This window comes from Sphingomonas rhamnosi (assembly GCF_036663615.1).
GTDB lineage: Bacteria > Pseudomonadota > Alphaproteobacteria > Sphingomonadales > Sphingomonadaceae > Sphingomonas.
Map to the genome: position 1 here is coordinate 64,058 of NZ_JAXOJJ010000004.1, position 22,931 is coordinate 86,988.

Below are 22,931 nucleotides of genomic sequence, written 5' to 3' on the forward strand. Positions count from 1 at the left end.
CACCTATATCGCGCCCATACCGCTATTTGGTTCCGCCGCCGTAACGGGGCGGGGCCGAAAATTTTTATTGTTTGCGAGGGGCTAGTTAGAACTCATGGCTAAAGTAATCGGCATCGACCTCGGCACCACCAACAGCTGCGTTTCCGTGATGGAAGGCGGCAAGCCCAAGGTCATCGAGAACGCAGAGGGCGCGCGCACGACGCCGTCGATCGTCGCCTTCGCCAAGGATGGCGAGCGGCTGGTCGGCCAGCCGGCGAAGCGGCAGGCGGTCACCAACGGCGACAACACGATCTTCGCGGTGAAGCGCCTGATCGGCCGCCGCTTCGACGATCCGATCACGAAGAAGGACACCGAGCTGGTCCCGTACAAGATCGCGCGCGGCCCGAACGGCGACGCGTGGGTCTCGGCCGGCGGCAAGGATTACTCGCCCTCGCAGATCTCGGCGTTCACGCTGCAGAAGATGAAGGAGACCGCGGAGTCCTATCTCGGCGAGACGGTCACGCAGGCGGTCATCACGGTCCCCGCCTACTTCAACGACGCACAGCGCCAGGCCACCAAGGACGCCGGCCAGATCGCCGGCCTCGAAGTGCTGCGCATCATCAACGAGCCGACCGCGGCTGCGCTGGCTTACGGGCTCGAGAAGCAGGACGGCAAGACGATCGCGGTCTACGATCTGGGCGGCGGGACGTTCGACGTCTCGATCCTCGAGATCGGCGACGGCGTGTTCGAGGTGAAGGCCACCAACGGCGACACCTTCCTGGGCGGCGAGGATTTCGACAACAAGCTGGTCGAATTCCTCGTCGAGGGCTTCAAGAAGGACGAGGGCATTGACCTGTCCAAGGACAAGCTGGCCCTGCAGCGCCTGAAGGAATCGGCCGAGAAGGCAAAGATCGAGCTCAGCTCGGCCGCGTCGACCGAAGTCAACCTGCCCTTCATCACCGCCGACCAGAACGGCCCGAAGCATCTGGTGCGCAACATCACGCGTACCGACCTCGAAAAGCTGGTCGACGACCTGATCAAGCGCACGATCGAGCCGATGAAGAAGGCGCTCGCCGATGCCGGTCTCAAGACCGCCGACATCAGCGAAGTCGTGCTCGTCGGCGGCATGACTCGCATGCCCAAGGTGCGTGACGCCGTGAAGACGTTCTTCGGCAAGGAGCCGCACACCGGCGTGAACCCGGACGAAGTCGTCGCGATGGGCGCCGCGATCCAGGCCGGCGTGCTGCAGGGCGACGTCAAGGACGTGCTGCTGCTCGACGTGACCCCGCTGTCGCTCGGCATCGAGACGCTGGGTGGCGTGTTCACCCGGATGATCGATCGCAACACGACGATCCCGACCAAGAAGTCGCAGACCTATTCGACCGCCGACGACAACCAGGGCGCGGTGACGATCCGCGTGTTCCAGGGCGAGCGCGAAATGGCGGCCGACAACAAGATGCTCGGCAATTTCGACCTCGTCGGGATCCCGCCGGCGCCCCGCGGCGTGCCGCAGATCGAGGTCACGTTCGACATCGACGCCAACGGCCTGGTCAACGTGTCGGCCAAGGACAAGGGCACCGGCAAGGAGCAGCAGATCCGCATTCAGGCCTCGGGTGGCCTGTCGGACAGCGACATCGACCAGATGGTCCGTGATGCGGAGCAGTTCGCCGAGGAGGACAAGAAGCGCCGTGCGGCAGCCGAGGCGAAGAACAACGCCGAGAGCCTGATCCACACCACCGAGCGCCAGCTTGCCGATAACGGCGACAAGGTCGACGACGCGCTGAAGGGCGAGATCCAGACCGCGATCGACGAAGCCAAGGCCGCGGTCGAGGGCGGTGATCCCGATGCGATGACCGAGAAGAGCAACGCGCTCGCGCAGGTCGCGATGAAGCTCGGCCAGGCGATCTACGAGAAGCAGGCGCAGGCCGACGCGTCGCCTGAGGCTGGCGCCGAGGCGAAGAAGGACGACGATGTGGTCGACGCCGAATTCTCGGAAGTCGACGACCACAAGGCGTAAACGATCCTCCTCCCTCTCCCGGGCGGGGAGAGGGAGGAGACTAGGGGCAGTTTCGAGGGCAGCGCGCGGGGCGCTCCCTCCCACCCCTCTCTCCAGAGGGGAGAGGGCGAATGGCTATGAGTACCCAGACCGACTATTACGAACTGCTCGAATGCGAGCGGACCGCAGATGCGGGGACGATCAAGTCGTCCTATCGCAAGCTCGCGATGAAGTATCACCCGGACAAGAATGCGGGTTGCAAGGATTCCGAGGCGCAGTTCAAGGCGGTGTCCGAGGCGTACGACTGCCTCAAGGACCCGCAGAAGCGCGCGGCCTATGATCGCTTCGGCCATGCCGCGTTCCAGAATGGCGGCGGCGGTCAGCAGGGCGGCCAGGGGTTTGGCGATTTCGGCGACATCTTCGAAAGCGTGTTCGGCGAATTCATGGGTGGCCAGCGCGGCGGCCGCACGGCTGCACGGCGCGGCGCCGATCTGCGCTACGACATGGAGGTCACGCTCGACGAGGCGTATCACGGCAAGGCGACCGAGATCACGGTCGACGTCTCGGCACAGTGCGACACCTGCGATGGCTCCGGTGCACGCGCCGGTACGCGCGCGAAAACCTGCCAGCATTGTGGCGGGCACGGGAAAGTCCGCGCGCAACAGGGATTCTTCGTGGTCGAGCGCGCCTGCCCGGTCTGCGGTGGCGCAGGTCAGGTGATCGCCGACCCGTGCCCGGATTGCCGCGGCGAGGGCCGCGTCGACAAGACCAAGACGCTGAGCGTCAACGTGCCGCCGGGTGTCGACGAAGGCACGCGGATCCGGTTGTCCGGCGAGGGCGAGGCGGGGCCGCGCGGGTCACCGGCGGGCGACCTTTACATCTTCCTGCACGTCGCCAAGCATCGGCTGTTCGAGCGCGAGGGCACCACCTTGTTCGCGCGCGCGCCGGTCAGCTTCACGGTCGCCGCGCTCGGCGGTTCGCTGTCGATCCCGGGGCTCGATGGGCAGAGCCATGAAATCAAGATTCCGGCGGGCATCCAGTCGGGCAAGCAGCTCCGCCAGCGTGGCGCCGGTATGCCGGTGCTGCAGGGCCGAGGGCATGGCGACCTGGTGATCCAAATCGACGTAGAGACGCCGACAAAACTGTCGTTGCGGCAGAAGGAGTTGCTCGAAGCGTTCCGCGAGACCGAGACGGGCGACGAGTGCCCCGAAAGCCAGGGCTTCTTCGCGAAGCTCAAGGGCGTGTTCGCAGCGGAATAAGGGGGGCGTGAACGAGCATGACGGGGGCTAGCGATCGACAGATTCCGGTAGCCCCCGTCGCGCTTCCTGCGAGCTTGACGGAGATCGTTGCCGGCTATCGCTGGTCGCGCGATCTGGTCGGGGAGTCGGGCGGGTCGGTCTACCGGCTCGAGGCGGATGATGCGCCCGCGCTGTATCTGAAACACGGCACCGGCGACGTCGCGGCGGCTGTGACCGACGAGATGAGCCGACTAGCCTGGCTCGCGCACCGTGCCGCTGTTCCGGAACTATGCGGGTTCGTCGCGCTGCCCGACGCTGCCTGGTTGCTGACGACCGCGATCCCCGGACGGACCGCATTTCAATGGATGGAAGACTCGCCGCAGGATCGCCCCGTCATCGTTGCGGCGTTGGCGGCGCATCTGCGTAGTTTCCATGCGTTGCCGACCGACCTCTGCCCGTTCGACAGCGGCCTGCCACACCGCATGATGCTGGCGCGTGCGCGCATCGACGCCGACCAGGTCGACGCCGAGGATTTCGGCGACGAGCATGCCGGGTGGACACCACTTGCCGTGTGGGACGAGATGGTCGCCGAACTGCCCTTGGCTGCGGACCCGGTGGTCACGCATGGCGACTATTCGCTCGACAACATCCTGATCGCGGATGGCCGCGTGACCGGGTGTATCGACGTAGGGCGCGTGGGGGTCGGCGATCGGTATCAGGATCTGGCAATCCTGTGGAACTGCCTCGGCGAGTTCGACGAGGCGCTGCAGGCTCAGCTGTTCCGCGACTATGGCATCGCCGACCCGGATCGCGCGAAGCTGCGCGTGTTCACCAATCTGGACGAGTTCTTCTAAATTCGCCCGGCGGGGCTCAGGGCTTCGACTTTCCGAACCGGAAAGTTGTCACTTGACGAAACGGAAAGTCGGAGGCACTCTTTCCATATCGGAAAGGGAGAGGGATCATGGAGTACAGCAGTGACAACGCCGCCGAGGCGCTGGCCTTTATCGAACAGTCGCGGGTGAAGCTGGCGGCGGCGTCGGAGACGCCGGTGCTGCGGCATCTCGTGTTTGCGGGCCTGATGGGCGCGCTCACGGCAAGCCCGGCGGTGCCGTTGCCGTATCGGTTTGCGGTGTTCGCGTTGATCGCGCTGACCTTGCCCATGATCATACGGTGGGACCGGCGGCGAATGGGAATGTTCATCAACGGGTATCGGGCGGGCAAGACCCGCATGGTCACGGCGGCGATCCTGGTGACGGTGCTGCCGCTCTACATCCTCGCCGCATGGCTGTCGGCGGAACGCGGGGTCGGCTGGGCGCCGCTGCCGCTCGGGCTAGTCGCGACCGGGATCGCCTATGCGGGCAGCGTGTGGTGGTGCCGCGTGTTCCGGCGCGAGATGCTCGCGGGGGTGGCATGATCGGATTGGACCCGGTCATCCACCCACCCGCGCGCCTGCAGATCATGGCGGTGCTGTGCGAAGTGCAGGACGCCGAATTCGCTATGCTGCGCGAGACGACGGGGGTCAGCGACTCGGTGCTTTCGAAGCATCTCGCCGCGCTGGCGGAGGCGGGCTATGTCCGGCTGCGCAAGGCCCCGTCCGAGGGGCGGGTGCGGACCTGGGCAGCGGCGACGCGCGACGGACGCAAGGCCTTTGCGGCGCATGTTCGGGCGCTGACCACCCTGGCCAAGGTGACGGCATCGAAGGCCGCGGAATAGCAGCGGCTAGCCCCGCCCTCAGCACATGCGAGGGCGGGCAGGCCGATGGATCAGAAGGCGGCGATTACCACCCCGACCACCAGCGCCTGGGCCGCGATTGCCAGCATGGTGCTGGTCACGGTTTCGAACATGCGCATGGGTAGGTCTCCGATACCGGAGAAATATCCGGTAACGGCGATATGGCTATAGTTGCGGCTTGTCGCAATTTTGTAACATACAATCGTAATTGCGTTGCGTGCAATCGTCGACCGTTTCGGTGGGATTAAGCCGCCCCGAACACCCGAGCGAAGATCGTGTCGACGTGCTTGAGGTGATAGCCGAGGTCGAACTTGTCCTCGAGTTCGGCATCGCTGAGCGTCACCTCAGGGTCGGCCTTGAGCAGGTCGAGCAGCGATAGCGCGCCGTCCGAATCCCAGACTTTCATCGCGTTGCGCTGGACCAGGCGGTACGAAACCTCGCGGCTGACGCCGGCCTGGGTGAGTGCGAGCAGTACGCGCTGCGAATGGACCAGGCCGCCCATCTTGTTGAGGTTCTTCAGCATCCGCTCCGGATAGACAACGAGCTTGTCCATCACGCCGGTCAGCCGCGCGAGCGCGAAGTCGAGCGTGATCGTCGCGTCGGGGCCGACGTAACGCTCGACCGACGAGTGCGAGATGTCGCGCTCATGCCACAGCGCGACGTTCTCCAGCGCGGGGGTGACGTAGCCGCGGACCATGCGCGCGAGGCCGGTCAAATTCTCGGTCAGCACCGGATTGCGCTTGTGCGGCATGGCCGACGACCCCTTCTGGCCGGGCGAGAAATATTCCTCGGCCTCCAGCACTTCGGTGCGCTGCAGGTGGCGCACTTCGGTCGCGAGCCGCTCGATCGAGCTGGCGATGACGCCGAGCGTCGCGAAGAACATCGCGTGGCGATCGCGCGGGATGACCTGGGTCGAGACGGGTTCGACCGACAGGCCGAGCTTCTCGGCGACATAGCTCTCCACGAACGGGTCGATGTTCGCAAAGGTGCCGACTGCGCCCGAGATCGCGCAGGTCGCGACGTCTTCCTTGGCAGCCACGAGCCGCGCTCGGTTGCGCGCGAATTCGGCATAGGCCTGCGCCATCTTGAGCCCGAAAGTGACGGGTTCGGCATGAATGCCGTGGCTGCGTCCGATCGTCGGCGTCATCTTGTGTTCGCGCGCGCGGCGTTCGAGCACGACGAGCAGCGCGTCGATATCGGCGATCAGGATGTCGCTGGCCTTGGCGAGCTGGACTGCCAGACAGGTGTCAAGCACGTCTGAGGAGGTCATGCCCTGATGCATGAAGCGCGCCTCCGGGCCGACATGCTCGGCGACGTTGGTCAGGAAGGCGATGACGTCGTGCTTGGTCTCGCGCTCGATCTCGTCGATCCGGTCGACCTCGAACGCGCCCTTGGCCCAGATCGCCGCGGCGGCTTCCTTGGGAACGACGCCCAGCTCGGCGAGCGCATCGGTGGCGTGTGCCTCGATCTCGAACCAGATCTTGAAGCGCGCTTCGGGCGTCCAGATCGCGACCATGTCGGGGCGGGAATAGCGGGGGACCATGGATTCTTCCTCTGGGCGCTTGGGAGAGACTGCGGGCGCATTCCGCGACGAAAGGCGCCGTTCGCGCGGCGGGTAGCAGGCCTCACGCCCCCGCACAAATGCCTGGTCGGGAACCGCAGCGGCAGTGGCGGGTTTGTTCCCTGCACTATTCGAAAGGTCACCGCTGTGACGTTCGAGTAACGATTGCGATAACGATTGGAGAAACGCAATGTTGAACCCTATCTTGCTGGCCGGTACGATGATCATCGCCGCCCCAGCCATTGCCCAGACCGCACCGCAGACTGGCGCGAATCCGGCACCCGCTACCGCGACCGCCCCGGTTGCTCAGACCGCGCCCGCGACGACTGCGAATCCGGTACCAACAGGCCCGCAGGCGGCCGCACCGGCGCCTGCTGCACCCGCGCAGGCCGCCCCGGCCGAGCAGCCCGCGACGGGCAGTCAGGTCGCACAGATCGTCGACGCCGAGTTCCCGACCTATGACAAGGACACCAACGGTACGCTGAGCTCTGCCGAATTCGGCGACTGGATGACCGCGCTCAAGGTCAAGTCGGATCCGAGCACCAAGGCGGACAGTCCCGCGGTCAAGAAGTTCAACACCGCAGCGTTCGTGCAGGCGGATACCGACAAGAGCAAGTCGGTCTCGAAGGACGAACTGACCGGGTTCCTGTCGAAGGGCTAATCGCCCCGCTTCAAGATGCCGACATGGCCGCCGGGTTCGCGCCCGGCGGCCTTTTGCGTGAGAGCCGACCTTCGTAGAGGCGCGGATTAGATCAACCCTTGGCCGCGCAAGCTCGCATGGCCGCTGGTGCCCATGACGATATGGTCATGCACCGCGATGCCCAGCCGCTTGCCCGCCTCCGCGATCGTCCGGGTGATCTCGATGTCGGCGCGGCTGGGGGCGGGATCGCCGCTCGGGTGGTTGTGGACCAGGATGATCGCCGCCGAGCCGATCTCTAGCGCGCGGCGGATCACCTCGCGGACATAGACCGCGGCCTGGTCGATCGATCCTTCGCTCATAACCTCGTCGCGGATCAGCATGTTCCGGGTGTTGACCCACATCAGGCGGAGGGGAAGTGGCGCATGTGATGGAACATGCGGAACACGAACGTCCGAATCTGGGGGTTAGCTGCCGTTCGCAACCACGGTCGCCTCGCCAACGAACCGACCTTCCCAAAGATAGAAGCGGCCCGCTTTCTCGATGGCCGCTACCGCCTCTTCGGGCGACAAAAACACAAAACCCAAGCGTCGGCACTCGCCGGGTTCAAGCGCTTGGTCCCGCAGTAGCGGGAGCGCGTCAAAGCCCAATAGCGGCTCGATATCCGACACCATCACCGGACAGGCCCAACCGGGCGCGGCGGGAGCCGCCCTGCCGCCGTTTGCCGTCTCATACATCCTGACGTCCGCCACGATCTCAGGTGCGGCGTCGCGCTGTATGTCTACCCTGCTCATCACCGCAGATTGAGACGCTTGGCTAATGTCCGCAAGTGGGCGTGAGCGGCCATCCGCCGATAGTCCGCAAAAAACGCATACAACCGGTTTCCACTTGTTGAGATGCAGCACCCGGAACCGTTCGATCGCGTGATGCGCCATGTCGGCGCGCAGGTAATCGAGCAGCGCCTGCCAGTTGGCGAGCACCGGCCGCGCGGCGACGTCGGCCTGCAGCAGGCGGATCGCCGCGGCATGCGCGATCTTGATCGCGGCGGTCGCGGTTTCGCCCATGCCGGGTACGCGCGCCAGCGCTTCGCCATCCGCGGTGAGCACGCCCCCGATACCGCCGAACTCGCGCAACAGCGCATAGGCGAGCGGCTTGGTGTCGCGACGGGGGATCGCGAGGGCGAGCAGATATTCGATCAGTTCATGGTCCAGCAGTGCGTCCCCGCCACGCGCGAGACGCTGGCGCAGCCGCGCGCGGTGACCGGTCTTGTCGTCGGGGGCGTCGTTATCGGCCATGCGGCGATGCTAGCACCGCGCGCGGGTGGTGCAATTGCATGTCTTGGCCGGTACCGCCTATGCTCGACGCGACGCGTAATGGAGTGGGTGGGTGAGCGAGACGAGCGAGACAGGGGTACGTCCCCGCCGCCGACGCGTCTGGATCCTGCTTGCCCTCCCGCTGGTCGTGCTGGCCGCGCTGTGGGTCGCGCGCCGGCCGATCGCCAGACATTTCATCGACCGCGAACTGGCCAGCGCGGGTGTTCCGGCGCGGTACGCCATCGCCGATTTCGGGCTGGCGGGGCAGCGGCTGACCAACGTCGTGCTCGGTGATCCGGCAAACCCCGATCTGGTCGCCGACTGGGTCGAGACGCGGACCGGGATTGGCCTGTCGGGCGCGTATCTGGCGGGCGTTCGGGCGGGGCACGTGCGGCTGCGCGGGCGGCTGGTGAACGGCAAGGTGACGCTCGGCGCGATCGACCGGTTGTTGCCGGCGCCCTCGGGCAGGCCGTTCGCGCTGCCCGCGCTCGATGTCGACGTCGCGGATGCGCGGATGCGGCTGGAGACGCCGCAGGGGGTGGTCGGGCTGAAGCTGGCCGGGTCTGGTGTGCTCAACGACGGGTTCCGCGGCACGCTGGCGGCGGTCAGCGACCGGCTCGCGACCGGCGGATGCGTCGCGACGGGAGCTACGGCCGCGGTACGGGTACGGATCGACGCCGACCGCCCAACGATCTTCGGACCGGTCCGCGCCGCGACCCTGTCCTGCGGGACCGCGATCGCGAACGCCGTCGCGGCGACGCTCGATGTCACCCTGTCCGCCGCGCTCGATCACTGGCGCGGCAAGGCGAGCCTGGCGAGCGGGGCGGTCCGCGCGCCCGGCGTGACGGCGCACCGGCTGGCAGGAACGGTGGCGTTCGACGGCAACGCCGCAGCGACCGCGGGCACGCTGGACCTGACCGGCGCAGCCGTGCGTGCCGAAGCAGGGCGTACGGCACGGCTGCAACTCGCGGGGGCCTACCGGATCGGGCACGAGTCTCGGTTCGACGGGACGGTGCGCGCGAACAACGCCGCGGTCGCGCCTGCTATAGTGGCGAAGGTCGCCGCGCTGGACGCATCGGCGGCGGGAACGCCTGTCGCACCGCTGGCGGCTGCGGCGGCGCGCGCCATGGTGACGGCGGCACGCGACTTCGGTGGCGAGGGCGCGGTCGCGGTCCGGATGGCCGGGGGCAAGGGATCGGCGGTGGTATCGCGCCTATCGCTCGCGGCGGCGAGCGGCGCGCGGGTCGATTTGGCGGGCGGCAGCGGGGTGACGATCGGGTGGCCGGCGGGCGGCGTGCGACTCGATACCGCGGTGACCCTGCGCGGCGGTGGCTTGCCCGAGGGGCGCGTGTCGCTGGCGCAGGCGCGCGCCGGAGCGGCGATTCGCGGAGTCGCGCGACTGAGCCCCTATGCCGCGGGCGGCGCCCGCCTCGCGCTGACGCCGGTGACGTTCAGCGCGACCCCGGGTGGCGCCACCGCGATCCGCACCACCGCGACGCTCAGCGGTCCGATCGGCGACGGGCGTGTCGACGATATGTCGTTGCCGGTGGTGGCGAACTGGGACGGCGGCACGCGGCTGGTGGTCAACACGATGTGCGCGCCGCTCGCGTTTCGGCGGGTCGCTGTGTCGGGGCTGGTGCTCGCACCGGGGCGGCTTGCGGTGTGCCCGGTCGACGGCGCGCTGCTGCGAGTGGATCGCCGCGGCATCGCTGGTGGCGTGCGGATTGCCCAGGCGGCGCTGTCGGGGCGGATCGGCACGACCCCGATCGCGCTGGTGGCCTCGGGCGCGACGCTGACACTGGCGAACCGTGGCTTCGTGGTGGAGGGCGTCGGCACGCGAATCGGCGCCCCGGGGCGCGTGACACGGCTCGATTTCACGCGGGTCGCGGGGCGGATGAACGCGGCAGGCCTGGCGGGCAGTTTTGACGGCGGGGCGGGGCAGATCGCCAACGTGCCGCTGCTGATCGGCGCGGCGCAGGGCGACTGGACGCTCGCGGGCGGCGCGTTGCGACTGACGGGCGCGATGGGCGTGTCCGATGCGGCGGCGACCGCACGGTTCAAGCCGCTGGCCGCGCGCGGCGTGACGCTGTCGCTGGTCAACGGCACGATTGCCGCGGCGGGGACGCTGTTCGAACCGACGCGCGACGTGAAGGTCGCCGACGTGACGCTGGTCCATGCGCTCGGTGCGGGCGCGGGGCAGGCCGATCTGGCGGTGCCGGCAATCGCCTTCGCCAAGGGTGCGCTGCAACCCGAGATGCTGACGCCATTGACGTTCGGCGTGATCGCGGACGTCAACGGGTCGATCGGCGGCGAGGGGCATATCGGCTGGACCCCCGCGGGCGTCACCAGCACCGGCGTGTTCCGCACCGCGGGCACCGACCTCGCCGCGGCGTTCGGCCCGGTGACCGGGATTGCCGGCGAAATCCGCTTCACCGACCTGCTGGCATTGCAGAGCGCCCCCGGCCAGGTCGCGACGATCCGTACCCTCAACCCCGGCATCCCCGTGAATGACGGTACGGTCCGCTACCAGACGCTGCCCGGTGCACGCGTGCAGGTGGAGGGCGGGCAGTGGCCGTTCGCGGGCGGCACGCTGACGCTCGACCCGACCTTGCTCGATTTCTCGGCGCCGACCGAGCGGCGGATGACCTTCCACATCGCCAACATGGCCGCCGATCAGTTCCTGCAGCAGTTCGATTTCAAGAACCTCAACGCCACCGGGATCTTCGACGGCGTGCTGCCGATGATCTTCGACCAGAGCGGTGGGCGGATCGAAGGCGGCGATCTGCGCGTGCGCGCGGGCGGCGGCACGATCGCCTATGTCGGCGACCTCAGCCAGAAGGACCTCGGGCTGTGGAGCAACATCGCGTTCCAGGCGCTGAAGTCGCTGCGCTACAAGACGCTCAGCGTCGGCATGAACGGGCCGCTCGCGGGCGAGATGGTCACCGACGTGCGGTTCGAGGGCGTCAGCCAGGGCGCGGGGGCGAAATCGAACTTCGTGATTCGCCGGCTGCAGAAACTGCCGTTCGTGTTCAACATCCGGATCAAGGCGCCGTTTCGCGGACTGCTCGATTCGGCGCAGAGCTTCTACGACCCCAAGCGGCTGATCGCGCGCAACCTGCCCGCGTTGCTCGAACGGCAAACGCCGACGCCGCCCGTTCAGCCTCAAGCAAGCGAGATCGTGCCATGACCGAAACAGGATTGCAGAAGTTGGAGCAAGCACCGATCTTGGGTATGATGAAGAGGATGATCCTGCCGGTTCTGACCGCCGTCGCCCTGTCGGGCTGCGTCAACGTGTCGGCACCCGACAAGCCGATCGTGATCAATCTCAACATCAACGTGACGCAGGAAGTGGTCTATCGTCTCGATGGCGAGGCGAAGTCGCTGATCCAGCAGAATCCGGGGATATTCTGATGAACAAGGTCTTGGTTGCCGCGATGATCGCTCTGGCCGGCCTGTCGAGCGCGGCGGCGGCGCAGCGCGATCCGGCCTATGCCGCGGCGCGCGCCGGCGGCGAGGTCGGCGAGCAGCCCGATGGCTATCTGGGGCTGGTCGGCGCCGCGAGCGGCGATCTGCGTGCGTTGGTCAACAACATCAACATCCAGCGCAAAGCGGCGTACACTGCGAAGGCGCAGGCGAGCGGCGCAACGGTCGAGCAATTGGCGTTCACCAGCGGCTGCAACCTGATTGTGCAGACGTCCGCCGGCGAGAAGTACAAGACGCCGGACGGGGTTTGGAAGACACGGAGTGCGGCGGCGCCGGAACGTGATTCGCGGTGTGTCTAGTATCTGCTCCCCTCCCTGGAAGGGAGGGGCTGGGGGTGGGTTGGCCCGAGAGGAGCGCTGCGGGCACCCCAAGCCGACCCACCCCCGACCCCTCCCTTCCAGGGTGGGGAGAGTTCCGAAGCATGACACTTCCGTCACACCGGTTGACTTGAGCACCCCCCCTTTCTAAACGGGCCGCGCCTTGGCGGGATCGCTCGTCGCTGCGCGTCTCTCCCCGGTCGATACTAGATGAGGGGTAGTGCGTGGCGGAGATCGAACCCGGACAGGACCCCCAGGGTGTTGACGATCCACGACTTTCCGCGCTCGACGAGCGGTTGAGGGAAGCGCGTGGACGAGAGACGCTCAAGACGGGGCGGGGAGGACCGAACGCCGAGCGGGGATACTCGCAAGGCAATCGCGTCATTTCCGCGCTGATCGGGAGTCTCGTCGGCAGTGCGCTGATCGGCTGGTTGATTGACCGCTGGTTTCACACTGAGCCATGGGGGCTGATCGTGCTGCTGTTCCTAGGAATCGCGGTCGCGTTCAGGCAGATCATTCGAATTTCAGGCGAACGCCCGGAGTAACCGGGCGTTTGTCGTTTCAGACGGCAGGGATTCCACGTGGCGGCAGCGGCAGAACAGGGCGGCAAGATCGATCCGATGCACCAGTTCCTGATCGAGCCGGCGTTCGGCTCGCACTGGATCGTGGGTGGTTACGACCTGTCCTTCACCAATTCCGCTCTGTGGATGGTGGTGACGCTGGTCGCGCTATGGGCGTTCATGATCGGCGGCATGAAGCGCGATCTGGTGCCCGGGCGCTGGCAGATGGCGGTCGAGGGCTTCACCGGGTTCATCTCGGGCATGCTGACGCAGAACATCGGGCCGGCGGGCAAGCGCTTCGTGCCCTATGTCTTCTCGCTGTTCATGTTCATCCTGTTCGCGAACATCATCGGTCTGTTGCCGTTCGGCATCGTGCCGGGCGTCCACCCGTTCACCGTGACCAGCCACATGACCGTCACCGGCGTGCTGGCGATCATCAGCTTCGCGATCGTGCTGATCGTCGGTTTCGGCAAGCACGGCTTCCACTTCTTCAGCCTGTTCGTGCCGAGCGGCACGCCGGCGCTGATGATCCCGCTGATCTTCGTGGTCGAGCTGATGAGCTTTCTGGTGCGGCCGTTCTCGCTCGGTCTGCGATTGTTCGTCGCGATGACCGCGGGGCATATTCTGCTCAAGGTGCTCGCCGCATTTGTGATCAACGGCATCAACATGGGCCCGGGTTATGTCGCGATCGTCAGCCTGCCGAGCTTCGTCCTGATGATCGGGATCACGCTGCTCGAGCTGCTGGTCGCCGCGATCCAGGCCTATGTGTTCGCGCTGCTGACGTCGGTCTATCTGAACGATGCGGTCAACCTGCACTAAGTTTTCTTAACCTACTGATTTACCAAGGGAGTTTTCGACATGGACGCACAAGCAGCAAAGATGATCGGTGCCGGTCTGGCCGCGATCGGCATGGGCCTCGCCGCACTGGGCGTGGGCAACGTGTTCGCCCAGTTCCTCGCCGGCGCCCTGCGCAACCCGGGCGCGGCGGACAGCCAGCAGGGCCGTCTGTTCATCGGCTTCGCGGCCGCCGAGCTTCTCGGTCTGCTCGCGTTCGTGACGATGATCATCCTGGTGTTCGTCGCCTGATTTGCCTGGTCGACCGGACTATCCCGTCCGGTCGACCATGTGACTTTCGCGACTTTAGGGACGCCCAATGCCTCAGATTTCCCAGATAGCCGCCACCTACGCGTCGCAGATCTTCTGGCTGCTCATCACCTTTGGCATCCTGTATTTCGGGATCGGCAAGGCGATGGTACCGAAGATCGTGTCCACGGTGGACGCGCGTGAAGCGCGGATCGCCGGCGATCTGGCAGCAGCGGAAGCCGCGCGCGCCCAGGCCGACAAGGTCCAGGACGATTGGCATGCCGAGATGGACGGCGCGCGTGCCGCGGCGCAGGCCGAGACCGCCGCCGCCGCCAAGAAGGCAACCGCGACGTTCGAGCAGCAGGTTCACGCCGCCGATGTCGAACTGGCCGAGCGGCTGGGGCATCACGATCTTGCGGTCGCGAACGCCAAGACCGAGGCGCTACTGAACCTTCAGGGCGTCGCGGCGGAGGTCGCACAGGAACTGACCGCCAAGGTCGCGGGTCTCCAGGTCAGCCTGGATGCCGCGAGCGATGCGGTGCGTAGGACGATGGCGCATGGCTAATCCCGACACCCCCGCCAAGGTCGTTTCGGCCGAGGGCATGGCGCCCCAGGGTTCTGCGGACAACGAAGGGCTGCAGGGTCACACCACCGCGCCCGGCGGCGCGCATCACGTCGTCGACCCGGTTGACAACGTTCTCGGCCTCACCTCGACCGGTTGGGTCGCGGCGGCGGCGCTGATCGTGATCGCGCTGATGCTGTGGAAGAAGGTGCCCGGCATGATCGGCCGGATGCTCGACGGCCGGATCGCCACGATCCGCGTCCAGCTCGACGAGGCCAAGGCACTGCGCGCCGAAGCCGAAGCGCTGCGCGCCGAATATGAGGCGAAGGCCCAGTCGGCGCATGTCGAGGCCGAAGCGATGCGTGCGCACGCGCATCACGATGCCGCGGCGATCATCGCGAAGGCCAAGGCGAGTGCCGAGGACCTGATGGAGCGCCGCGCGAAGATGGCATCGGACAAGATCGCCGCCGCCGAGCGCGCCGCGATCGCCGAAGTGCGTGCGCGGGCGGCGGAAGCCGCCGCGAAGGCAGCGGGTCTGCTGATCGCCGAGCATCATGGCGCGGACAGCGATCACGCGATGGTCGACCGGGCGATCTCGGGGTTGGGCCGGCCGAACTGAGTTCCCGTTCCCCAGCGAAGGCGGGGGTCCAGGGTCGCGTAATGCACCGCCTGCAATCCTGGACCCCCGCTTCGCGGTGGAACAGCAATAGTTTTGACGGCCGTCTCTTCCCGGGTTTCCGGCGGCTGTATCTCCAACCTGAGCCCGTTGGAGATTTGTGTGTCCTGGATCATTCTCGCGGTGGCCGTCGTCACCGAAATCAGTTGGGCGCTGAGCCTGAAATGGGCGGCGACGCTCGCCACTTGGCAGGCGTCGAGCGTGCCGATCATCCTCAGCTTCGTGAACATGGGCCTGCTCGCGCTCGCGATGCGGGGGCTGCCGGCGGGGACCGCCTATGCGATCTGGACCGGCGCGGGGGCGATCGGCGTGATCATCGGCGGGGTCGTGCTGTTCGGCGACAAGGTCAGCGGTGTGCAGGCGGCGTTCATGGCGCTGACCGTGGTGGGGATCGTCGGCACCAAGGTGTTCGCGCAGGCCTGACCCTTTTTCGCCCCGGAGGGGCTGGAAGATTGATTCACGCTGAGCCGAGCAGACGCAAAGAGAAGGGTTTTTTCGCGTGGAGGCGCGGAGGGCGCGGAGGTGGTGTGGTCGGGACTGCGGTATCGACCATCTCCAATTGTTGGCAGCCTCCGGCGATCTGGGGCGGGGGCCCCTTCTTCTCCGCGCCCTCCGCGCCTCCGCGCGAACCAAGTCTTCTCTTCGCGTCTTCGGGTGAACCAGCTTTCTCCGAACCGCCACGCCCGCTGGCGTTGAGTCACCGCAATCCCTAGATCGCACGCAATGTCCTCCCCCAATTCCCCCGACCGGTTCAACGAAGACAAGTCCACGTTCGCGGTCCGCGGCGGCGGCGAGGCGCCGGACATCCAGGCGGGCGTCGCGGCGATCCGCAACGTGCTCGACACGCTGCCGGTGCGGCCCGGCGTCTACCGGATGCAGGATGCGCGCGGCGACGTGCTGTATGTCGGCAAGGCGCGCGCGCTGAAGAACCGCGTCGCGAACTATGTCCAGGTCGACCGGCTGACCAAGCGGTTGCAGCGAATGGTCGCGCAGACCCGGTCGATGACGATCGTCACGACCAACAACGAGGCCGAGGCGCTGCTGCTCGAATCGCAGCTGATCAAGCGCTATCGCCCGGCGTACAACGTGCTGCTGCGCGACGATAAGAGCTTCCCGTTCATCCTGCTGCGCGACGACCATGATTTCCCGCGCGTGCAGAAGCATCGCGGCGCGCGGCGCGCGAAGGGCAATTATTACGGTCCGTTCGCGAGTGCGGGGTCGGTCAACAACACGCTCAACGCGCTGCAGAAGCTGTTCCTGCTGCGGTCGTGCACCGACAGTTTCTTCAAGACGCGCGATCGGCCGTGTCTGCTGTACCAGATCAAGCGATGCTCGGCGCCGTGCGTGGGGCGGATCGATGAGGCCGCGTACAAGGAACTGGTCGAGGACGCGAAGAGCTTCCTCGGCGGCAAGTCGACCGGGGTGCAGGCCAAGCTCGGCGCACAGATGCAGGCAGCGGCGGAAAACATGGACTTCGAGCTCGCCGCGCTGCTGCGCGACCGGCTGCGCGCGCTGACGTTCATCCAGGGGACGCAGGCGATCAACGCGGAAGGGGTGGGCGACGCCGACATCTTCGCGATGGCGTGCAAGGACGGGCTGATCGGCATCCAGGCGTTCTTCATCCGCGGCGGGCAGAATTGGGGGCATCGCAGCTTCTTCCCACAGCACACCAACGACGTTCCCGAGGACGAGGTGCTGACGAGCTTCCTCGGCCAGTTCTATGAGGAGGTGCCGCCGCCCAAGCAGATCCTGCTCGACCGCGAGCTGCCCGAAGGCGCGTTGCTGGTCGAGGCGCTGGGCGATCGCGCGGGGTACAAGGTCGCGCTGCAGGTGCCGCAGCGCGGCGATCGCGCGCGGCTGATGGACCAGGCCAAGCGCAACGCGATCGAGGCGATCGAGCGGCGTCAGGCGGAGAGCACGACACAGGCCAAGCTGCTGCGCGAGGTGGCGGACCTGTTCGACCTGCCCGAACCGCCGAACCGCATCGAGGTTTATGATAACAGTCATATCCAGGGCACCAACGCGGTCGGCGCGATGGTCGTCGCGGGGCCTGAGGGGTTCCGCAAGGGCCAGTATCGAAAGTTCAACATCAAGAACAAGGACACCGTGCCGGGCGACGATTTCGCGATGATGCGCGAGGTGTTCACGCGACGCTTTGCGCGCGCGCAGGCGGAGGATCCGGACCGCGACGGCGGCGAATGGCCGGACCTGGTGCTGATCGACGGCGGCAAGGGCCAGCTGAGCGCGGCGCGGGGCGTGCTGGAGGATCTGGGGATCGAGGACGTCAACCTGGTCGGCGTCGCCAAGGGGCCGGATCACGGTCGCGAGGGGCGCGAGATATTCCACATGCTCGACGGCCGCGACTTCCAGCTGCCGGTCAACGCGCCGGTGCTGTTCTACCTCCAGCGCCTGCGCGACGAGGTCCACCGCTTCGTGATCGGCGCGCATCGCGACAAGCGCAGCAAGGCGATCGGCGCGAGCCCGCTCGACGAAGTGCCCGGCATCGGGCCGGCGCGGAAGAAGGCGTTGTTGATGCATTTCGGCACCGGCCGCGCGGTGCGGAATGCGAGCCTGCAGGATCTGCAACAGGCGCCGGGGGTGTCCGCCGCGGTCGCGCAGCAGGTGTATGATTTCTACCATTCGCGGTGAAGGCGGCGGGAGATCCACCCCTTACCGTTCGTCCTGAGTAATTGTAGAAGGACAGCTTGGCACGCGGAACCTGTGCTTCGATACGAGTCCTCGATACGCGCCTTCGGCGCTACTCGGTCTCTACTCAGCACGAACGGATGAAGGGGCCTGGATGGGGTCTGATGGAGCTGACGGAACGCGCTGCTTTTGTGAATAATGCGCAACGTAATGTTCACTCTCGACTGCTAGCCAAGCAGCTGTGACAACGCCCGTTTTCCTGACCGTCGACACCGAATTCGCGTGGCGGCACCATGCGGCTGGGCTCGACGAAGATACGATCTATGCGCGGTCGATCGAGCCGGCGGGGGTCGGGCTCAGCTATCAGCTCGCCGAGATCAATCGCCATGGGCTGAAGGCGTGCTTCTTCGTCGATCCGATGCCGGCGCTGGTGTTCGGGCTCGATCCCGTTCAACGAATGGTCGATACGATCCTGACCGCAGGGCAGGAGGTGCAGTTGCACTGCCATGCCAATTGGGCGGGCGCGACGCTGGGCGATCGCGGCGCGACGTTCGGGCGGTTCAGCCTGTACGACTACGACCTCGCCGCGCAGACCGCGCTACTGGCGCAGGCGCGCGACCTGCTGGTCGCGGCGGGGGCGCCGATGCCGATCGCGTTCCGCGCGGGCAGCTATGCCGCCAACGACGACACGCTGGCGGCGCTCGCGTCGCTCGGTTTCATCTATGACAGTAGCCATAATGGTGCCGAGGCGCCGAATGTCAGCCGCATTGGATTGTCGCCGCGCCAGATCGCACCGATCGCGCGCGACGTGATCGAGGTGCCGGTGACGGTGATCGAGGATAGCCCGGGGCGGCTGCGTACGTTCCAGCTGTGTGCGTTGTCGGCGGGCGAGAGCTATGACGCGCTCGAACATGCCGCGGTGTCGCAGCATGCGGTGGTGACGATCGTCAGCCATGGGTTCGAACTTGCCAACCGCCGCGGCACGCGCGCGAACACGGTGCACGTCCGCCGTTTCCGCGCGTTGTGCGCGATCCTGGAGGAGATGCGCGACGTGCTGCCGACGGTGCATTTCGCCGACCGGCCGGCGCTGCCGCTCGACCGCGACGACGCGCCGCTCGCGCCCGACCGGTTGCGCAAGCGCTGGCGGCAGGCGGAGCAGCTCTGGTCGAATTGGGTCTCGGAACGGGCATGACGCCGGCCGTGCCGTTGCGGTTTCAGGTCGGCGCGCGGGCGCTGGCCACGGTGCGGCGACGGCTGGTGCGCGTGCCGCTGTCGCTCGACGTGGTGCTGTCGGGCACGGTCCCCACGCTGCCGGCATTGTCTGCGGACGCCGACGGGTTTCTGATAACGTCGCTGCCCGAGGCGGCGCTGGGGAGCGTCGACCGGCATGGGCTGCTGGGCTTCGTGCGACAGCGGTATGTGCGGTATCACGTCGATCTCGGGATCGGCGTCGACGCATGGCTGGCCGGCCTGTCGGGCAGCGCGCGGTCGGGGTTGAAGCGCAAGGCGAAGAAGCTCGCCACGGCCTCGGGGGGCGTGCTCGACGTCCGCGCCTATCGCACGCCGGCCGAGATCGCGGCGTTCCACCCGCTGGCGCGCGCGGTGTCGGCGACGACGTATCAAGAGCGATTGCTGGGGTCGGGGTTGCCGGAGGACGTCGCACCGCTGCTGGCGCTGGCGCGCGAAGACAGGGTGCGGGCGTGGCTGCTGTTCATCGCGGGGACGCCGGTCGCCTATCTGTGCTGCACCGCCGACGGCGAATCGTTGCGTTACGACCATGTCGGGCATGATCCGGCGCATGGCGATCTGTCGCCCGGTGCGGTAATGCAGCTTGAGGCGATGCGCGCGCTGTTCGGCGATCGGTTCGCGCGGTTCGATTTCACCGAGGGCGAGGGGCAGCACAAACGCCAGTTCGCTAGCGGGGGGACGGCATGCGTCGACGTGCTGTTGCTGCGGCCGACGCTGGCGAACCGGGCGCTGATGGTGGCGCTTGGGGCGTTCGACGGGGCGATGGCGCGGGCAAAGCGCGCGGTGGCGCATCCGGGATTGCAGCGATTGGCGAAGCGGGTGCGGCGGTAACCCTTGTGTCCCGCGAAGGCGGGGCACAGGCTGGGCTCCCGCCTTCGCGGGAGAACAAGATGGCGCGCCCGGCCCCGCTTTTGTCTATCATGCCGGCATGCACCTGCGCACGTCCGCCATCGTCGTCGCCGTCCGCCAGCATGGCGAGCACGGCGCGATCGTGCGTGCGCTGACGCCGAACGACGGCGTGCAGCCCGGCTATGTCCGCGGCGGGCGGTCGCGGGCGATCCGGCCGATCCTGCAGGCCGCCAACACGATCCAGGGCGAATGGCGCGCGCGGACCGGCGAGCAGCTCGCGTCGCTGACCGTCGAGCTGGTCCATAGCCGCGCCGCGCTGCACGGCGAGCCGCTCGCCGCCGCGGCGCTCGAATGGACCACCGCGCTGACCGCGACCGCACTGCCGGAAGCGCAGACCTATCCGCGGGTGTACGACGCGCTGGGCGGCGTGCTCGACGCGATCGAGGCGGCGCCGTCGGCGCGGGGCTGGGCGGCAGCGCTGGTGCGGTACGAACTTCTGCTGCTGGCGGAACTGGGGTTCGGGCTCGACCTGGAGACCTGCGTCGCGAGTGGATCCACCGCGGATCTCGACTTCGTCAGCCCGCGCAGCGGTGCCGCGGTCGGGCGCGGCGCGGCGCACGGGTACGAGGCCAAGCTGCTGCCGTTGCCCGCGTTCGTCCGCACCGGCGGTGCCGCCGAATGGAGCGACATCTTCGACGGGTTACGGCTGACCGGGCATTTCCTGGCGCGCGACATCCTGGTCGACCGACGTGCGGAGACGCTGGCGGCGCGTGAGCGGCTGGTCGACCGGCTGAAAAGGGCGGTTGCGTGACGCGCGCGCGCCCGGCACATGCCGGGGCAGAGGAGACGACATGCCCCTGATCGCGATACTCGCCGGCGACGGCATCGGCCCCGAAGTCACCGCACAGGCGCGCCGCGTGCTCGACGCGCTCGGGCTCGAGCTCAGCTATGAAGAGGCGCTGGTCGGCGGTGCGGCCTATCATGCCGAGGGTCATCCGCTGCCGCCGAAGACGCTGGCGCTCGCACGGCGGGCGGATGCGATCCTGTTCGGTGCGGTCGGCGATCCCAGCTGCGACGCGCTTGAACGGTCGCTGCGGCCGGAACAGGCGATCCTGGGGCTGCGCAAGGAACTCGGGCTGTTCGCAAACCTGCGGCCGGCGACCTTGTTCAAGGGTCTGGAGGACGCCTCCGCGCTGCGCCCGGAAGTCGCCGCCGCGATCGATCTGGTGATCGTCCGCGAGACCAATGGCGACGTTTATTTCGGCGAGAAGGGGTTTCGCACCACCCCCGCGGGTCGCCGCGAAGGCTATGACGTGATGTCGTACGATGAGGACGAGGTCAGCCGCATCGCGCGCGTCGGGTTCGAGACCGCGCGGACGCGAAATCGCCGGCTGTGCTCGATCGACAAGGCCAACGTGCTCGAAACATCGCAGCTGTGGCGCGACGTGGTGACGGCGATGGGCGCGGAGTATCCCGACGTCGAGCTCAGCCACATGTATGTCGACAACGCCGCGATGCAGCTGGTGCGCAACCCCGGCCAGTTCGACGTGATCGTCACCGGCAATCTGTTCGGCGACATCCTGTCGGACCAGGCGAGCATGTGCGCAGGCTCGATCGGCATGCTGCCGTCCGCCACGCTCAACGGATCGGGGCAGGGGCTGTACGAGCCGATCCACGGGTCTGCGCCGGATATCGCCGGGCAGGGCAAGGCCAATCCATGCGCGGCGATCCTGTCCGCGGCGATGATGCTGCGGCATTCGCTGGCGATGCCCGAGGCGGCGGACCGGATCGAGGCGGCGGTGGCGGCGGCGATCGTCGGCGGCGCGCGCACGCCCGATCTCGGCGGCACGCTGTCGACCGCGGCGATGGGTGACGCGGTGCTGGCGCAGCTCGGGTGACGCCCGACCTCCTCGAACTTGCGGTCGTCATCCCGACGTTCAACGAGAAGGCGAACGTGCCGACGCTGATCGCCAAGCTCGATCAGGCGCTGGCGGGGGTGAACTGGGAAGCGATCTTCGTCGACGACGATAGTCCCGATGGCACCGCCGCCGAGGCACGGGAGATCGCACGGCTCGATTCGCGCGTCCGCGTGATCCAGCGGATCGGGCGGCGCGGTCTGTCGTCGGCGTGTATCGAGGGGATGTGCGCCACCGCCGCGCCGGTCGTGGCGGTGATCGACGGCGATCTGCAGCATGACGAGACTCTGCTGCCGGCGATGCTCGACCTGTTGCGCGGCGACGATCTCGATCTGGTGGTGGGATCGCGGTTCGTCGCGGGGGGCGGCACCGGGGAATGGGACCGCGACCGCGTCGCCAAGTCCGCGCTGGCGACGAAGCTGTCGCGGCGCGTGTTGAAGGCGGATCTGAGCGATCCGATGTCGGGCTTCTTCGCGATCCGGACGCAGGTGGTGCGCGACCTGACGCCGAAGCTGTCGGCGATCGGGTTCAAGATCCTGCTCGACCTGTTGACTGCGAGCCCCAAGCCGCTGCGCTTCATCGAGCTGCCCTACACGTTCCGCACCCGCACCGCGGGCGAGAGCAAGCTCGATCACGTCGTCGCGATGGAATATCTGATCGCGCTGTACGACCGGATGTTCGGTCGGATCGTACCGGTGCGGTTCGCGATGTTCTCCGCGATCGGCGTGCTCGGGGTCGGCGTGCATATGGGCGTGCTGAGTGCGCTGTATCTAGGGCTCGGCGCGTCGTTCCTGCTGGGCGAGATCGCCGCGACCCTGACCGCGCTGACGGTCAATTTCTTCCTCAACAACGCGCTGACCTATCGCGACCGGCGGTTGAAGGGGTGGCGACAATTGCTTGACGGCTGGGTGTCGTTCGCGGTGATCTGCGCGGTGGGGGCGGTCGCGAATGTCGGGGTTGCGGCATTCCTGCACGACTGGCGGAACGGCGCCTGGGCGCTGTCCGCGTTGATCGGCGTGCTGGTCGGCGCGGTGTGGAATTACGCGCTGTCGTCGAAATTCACCTGGGGGCGGTACTGATGCGGGCGGGAGCTGCCGCTTCTCGTCATCCCAGCGAAGGCTGGGATCTTTATGGGC

23 protein-coding genes and 1 pseudogene are annotated in these 22,931 nt (G+C 67.2%); 21 read left to right on the plus strand and 3 right to left on the minus strand.

All coding sequences use genetic code 11. From position 1 onward, the window contains the following. Positions 1-94: 94 nt before the first annotated feature. The 5 genes from dnaK to U1701_RS09915 all read left to right on the plus strand — a co-directional run bounded on the left by dnaK (position 95) and on the right by U1701_RS09915 (position 4,926). Positions 95-1,996: a molecular chaperone DnaK gene (dnaK, locus tag U1701_RS09895; RefSeq protein WP_332782405.1), complete on the plus strand. Its 1,902-nt coding sequence runs from the start codon at positions 95-97 to the stop codon at positions 1,994-1,996. 116 nt (positions 1,997-2,112) lie between these two features. After that, the gene (dnaJ, locus tag U1701_RS09900) at positions 2,113-3,234 is read left to right on the plus strand and encodes a molecular chaperone DnaJ (protein ID WP_332782725.1); all 1,122 of its coding nucleotides are present in this window, start codon (positions 2,113-2,115) and stop codon (positions 3,232-3,234) included. Between the two features lie 17 nt (positions 3,235-3,251). Then, positions 3,252-4,067 carry an APH(3') family aminoglycoside O-phosphotransferase gene (locus U1701_RS09905; protein ID WP_332782406.1) on the plus strand — a complete coding sequence of 272 codons (816 nt, stop codon included), beginning with the start codon at positions 3,252-3,254 and terminating at the stop codon, positions 4,065-4,067. Positions 4,068-4,174: 107 nt separating this feature from the next. Then, a complete protein-coding gene (locus tag U1701_RS09910) occupies positions 4,175-4,627 on the plus strand; it encodes a hypothetical protein (RefSeq protein WP_332782407.1) in 453 nt (150 codons plus the stop codon). Further along, positions 4,624-4,926 (plus strand): transcriptional regulator, encoded by a 303-nt coding sequence (locus U1701_RS09915; RefSeq protein ID WP_332782408.1) that lies wholly within the window; start codon positions 4,624-4,626, stop codon positions 4,924-4,926. Before U1701_RS09910 ends, U1701_RS09915 begins: the two co-directional genes overlap by 4 nt. A 262-nt stretch (positions 4,927-5,188) precedes the next feature. Here the strand turns inward: U1701_RS09915 and purB are convergent, their stop codons facing one another. After that, positions 5,189-6,487 (minus strand): adenylosuccinate lyase, encoded by a 1,299-nt coding sequence (gene purB / locus U1701_RS09920; protein ID WP_332782409.1) that lies wholly within the window; start codon positions 6,485-6,487, stop codon positions 5,189-5,191. A 208-nt stretch (positions 6,488-6,695) separates the two neighbouring features. On the opposite strand from purB, the gene U1701_RS09925 reads away from it, so the two are divergent. Continuing rightward, complete coding sequence (locus tag U1701_RS09925; protein ID WP_332782410.1) at positions 6,696-7,166, plus strand: EF-hand domain-containing protein; 471 nt, start codon at positions 6,696-6,698, stop codon at positions 7,164-7,166. An 86-nt stretch (positions 7,167-7,252) separates the two neighbouring features. Here the strand turns inward: U1701_RS09925 and U1701_RS09930 are convergent. Beyond that, a pseudogene (locus U1701_RS09930) lies at positions 7,253-7,543 on the minus strand (JAB domain-containing protein); the annotation flags it as partial. A 66-nt stretch (positions 7,544-7,609) separates the two neighbouring features. Continuing rightward, positions 7,610-8,437 (minus strand): JAB domain-containing protein, encoded by an 828-nt coding sequence (locus U1701_RS09935; protein ID WP_332782411.1) that lies wholly within the window; start codon positions 8,435-8,437, stop codon positions 7,610-7,612. A 91-nt stretch (positions 8,438-8,528) separates the two neighbouring features. On the opposite strand from U1701_RS09935, the gene U1701_RS09940 reads away from it, so the two are divergent. From U1701_RS09940 to U1701_RS10010, 15 genes are all read left to right on the plus strand, one after another. Then, complete coding sequence (locus U1701_RS09940; RefSeq protein ID WP_332782412.1) at positions 8,529-11,642, plus strand: intermembrane phospholipid transport YdbH family protein; 3,114 nt, start codon at positions 8,529-8,531, stop codon at positions 11,640-11,642. A 47-nt stretch (positions 11,643-11,689) separates the two neighbouring features. Further along, the gene (locus tag U1701_RS09945) at positions 11,690-11,866 is read left to right on the plus strand and encodes a YnbE family lipoprotein (protein ID WP_332782413.1); all 177 of its coding nucleotides are present in this window, start codon (positions 11,690-11,692) and stop codon (positions 11,864-11,866) included. Next, positions 11,866-12,237: a YdbL family probable chaperone protein gene (locus U1701_RS09950; protein ID WP_332782414.1), complete on the plus strand. Its 372-nt coding sequence runs from the start codon at positions 11,866-11,868 to the stop codon at positions 12,235-12,237. The genes U1701_RS09945 and U1701_RS09950 overlap by 1 nt, the downstream gene beginning before the upstream one ends. A gap of 242 nt (positions 12,238-12,479) precedes the next feature. Beyond that, positions 12,480-12,800 carry an AtpZ/AtpI family protein gene (locus U1701_RS09955; protein WP_332782415.1) on the plus strand — a complete coding sequence of 107 codons (321 nt, stop codon included), beginning with the start codon at positions 12,480-12,482 and terminating at the stop codon, positions 12,798-12,800. A gap of 75 nt (positions 12,801-12,875) precedes the next feature. After that, complete coding sequence (locus tag U1701_RS09960; RefSeq protein WP_332782726.1) at positions 12,876-13,634, plus strand: F0F1 ATP synthase subunit A; 759 nt, start codon at positions 12,876-12,878, stop codon at positions 13,632-13,634. Between the two features lie 39 nt (positions 13,635-13,673). After that, on the plus strand, positions 13,674-13,901 hold the full coding sequence (locus U1701_RS09965) for a F0F1 ATP synthase subunit C (RefSeq protein WP_055873230.1): 228 nt from the start codon (positions 13,674-13,676) through the stop codon (positions 13,899-13,901). A gap of 67 nt (positions 13,902-13,968) precedes the next feature. Beyond that, a complete protein-coding gene (locus U1701_RS09970) occupies positions 13,969-14,463 on the plus strand; it encodes a F0F1 ATP synthase subunit B family protein (protein WP_332782416.1) in 495 nt (164 codons plus the stop codon). Then, a complete protein-coding gene (locus U1701_RS09975) occupies positions 14,456-15,079 on the plus strand; it encodes a F0F1 ATP synthase subunit B family protein (protein ID WP_332782417.1) in 624 nt (207 codons plus the stop codon). Before U1701_RS09970 ends, U1701_RS09975 begins: the two co-directional genes overlap by 8 nt. Positions 15,080-15,238: 159 nt before the next feature. Further along, complete coding sequence (locus U1701_RS09980) at positions 15,239-15,559, plus strand: DMT family transporter (protein WP_332782418.1); 321 nt, start codon at positions 15,239-15,241, stop codon at positions 15,557-15,559. 300 nt (positions 15,560-15,859) lie between these two features. Continuing rightward, positions 15,860-17,785: an excinuclease ABC subunit UvrC gene (uvrC, locus tag U1701_RS09985; RefSeq protein WP_332782419.1), complete on the plus strand. Its 1,926-nt coding sequence runs from the start codon at positions 15,860-15,862 to the stop codon at positions 17,783-17,785. Between the two features lie 238 nt (positions 17,786-18,023). After that, positions 18,024-18,974, plus strand: a complete 951-nt coding sequence (locus tag U1701_RS09990) for a polysaccharide deacetylase family protein (RefSeq protein WP_332782420.1) — start codon at positions 18,024-18,026, stop codon at positions 18,972-18,974. Continuing rightward, entirely contained in the window at positions 18,971-19,861 is an 891-nt protein-coding gene (locus tag U1701_RS09995) for a GNAT family N-acetyltransferase (protein ID WP_332782421.1), read from the plus strand. The genes U1701_RS09990 and U1701_RS09995 overlap by 4 nt, the downstream gene beginning before the upstream one ends. A gap of 97 nt (positions 19,862-19,958) precedes the next feature. Next, positions 19,959-20,690: a DNA repair protein RecO gene (gene recO / locus U1701_RS10000; RefSeq protein WP_332782422.1), complete on the plus strand. Its 732-nt coding sequence runs from the start codon at positions 19,959-19,961 to the stop codon at positions 20,688-20,690. A 40-nt stretch (positions 20,691-20,730) separates the two neighbouring features. Then, entirely contained in the window at positions 20,731-21,777 is a 1,047-nt protein-coding gene (gene leuB, locus U1701_RS10005; RefSeq protein ID WP_332782423.1) for a 3-isopropylmalate dehydrogenase, read from the plus strand. Continuing rightward, complete coding sequence (locus U1701_RS10010) at positions 21,774-22,874, plus strand: glycosyltransferase family 2 protein (RefSeq protein WP_332782424.1); 1,101 nt, start codon at positions 21,774-21,776, stop codon at positions 22,872-22,874. The genes leuB and U1701_RS10010 overlap by 4 nt, the downstream gene beginning before the upstream one ends. Positions 22,875-22,931: the final 57 nt, after the last annotated feature.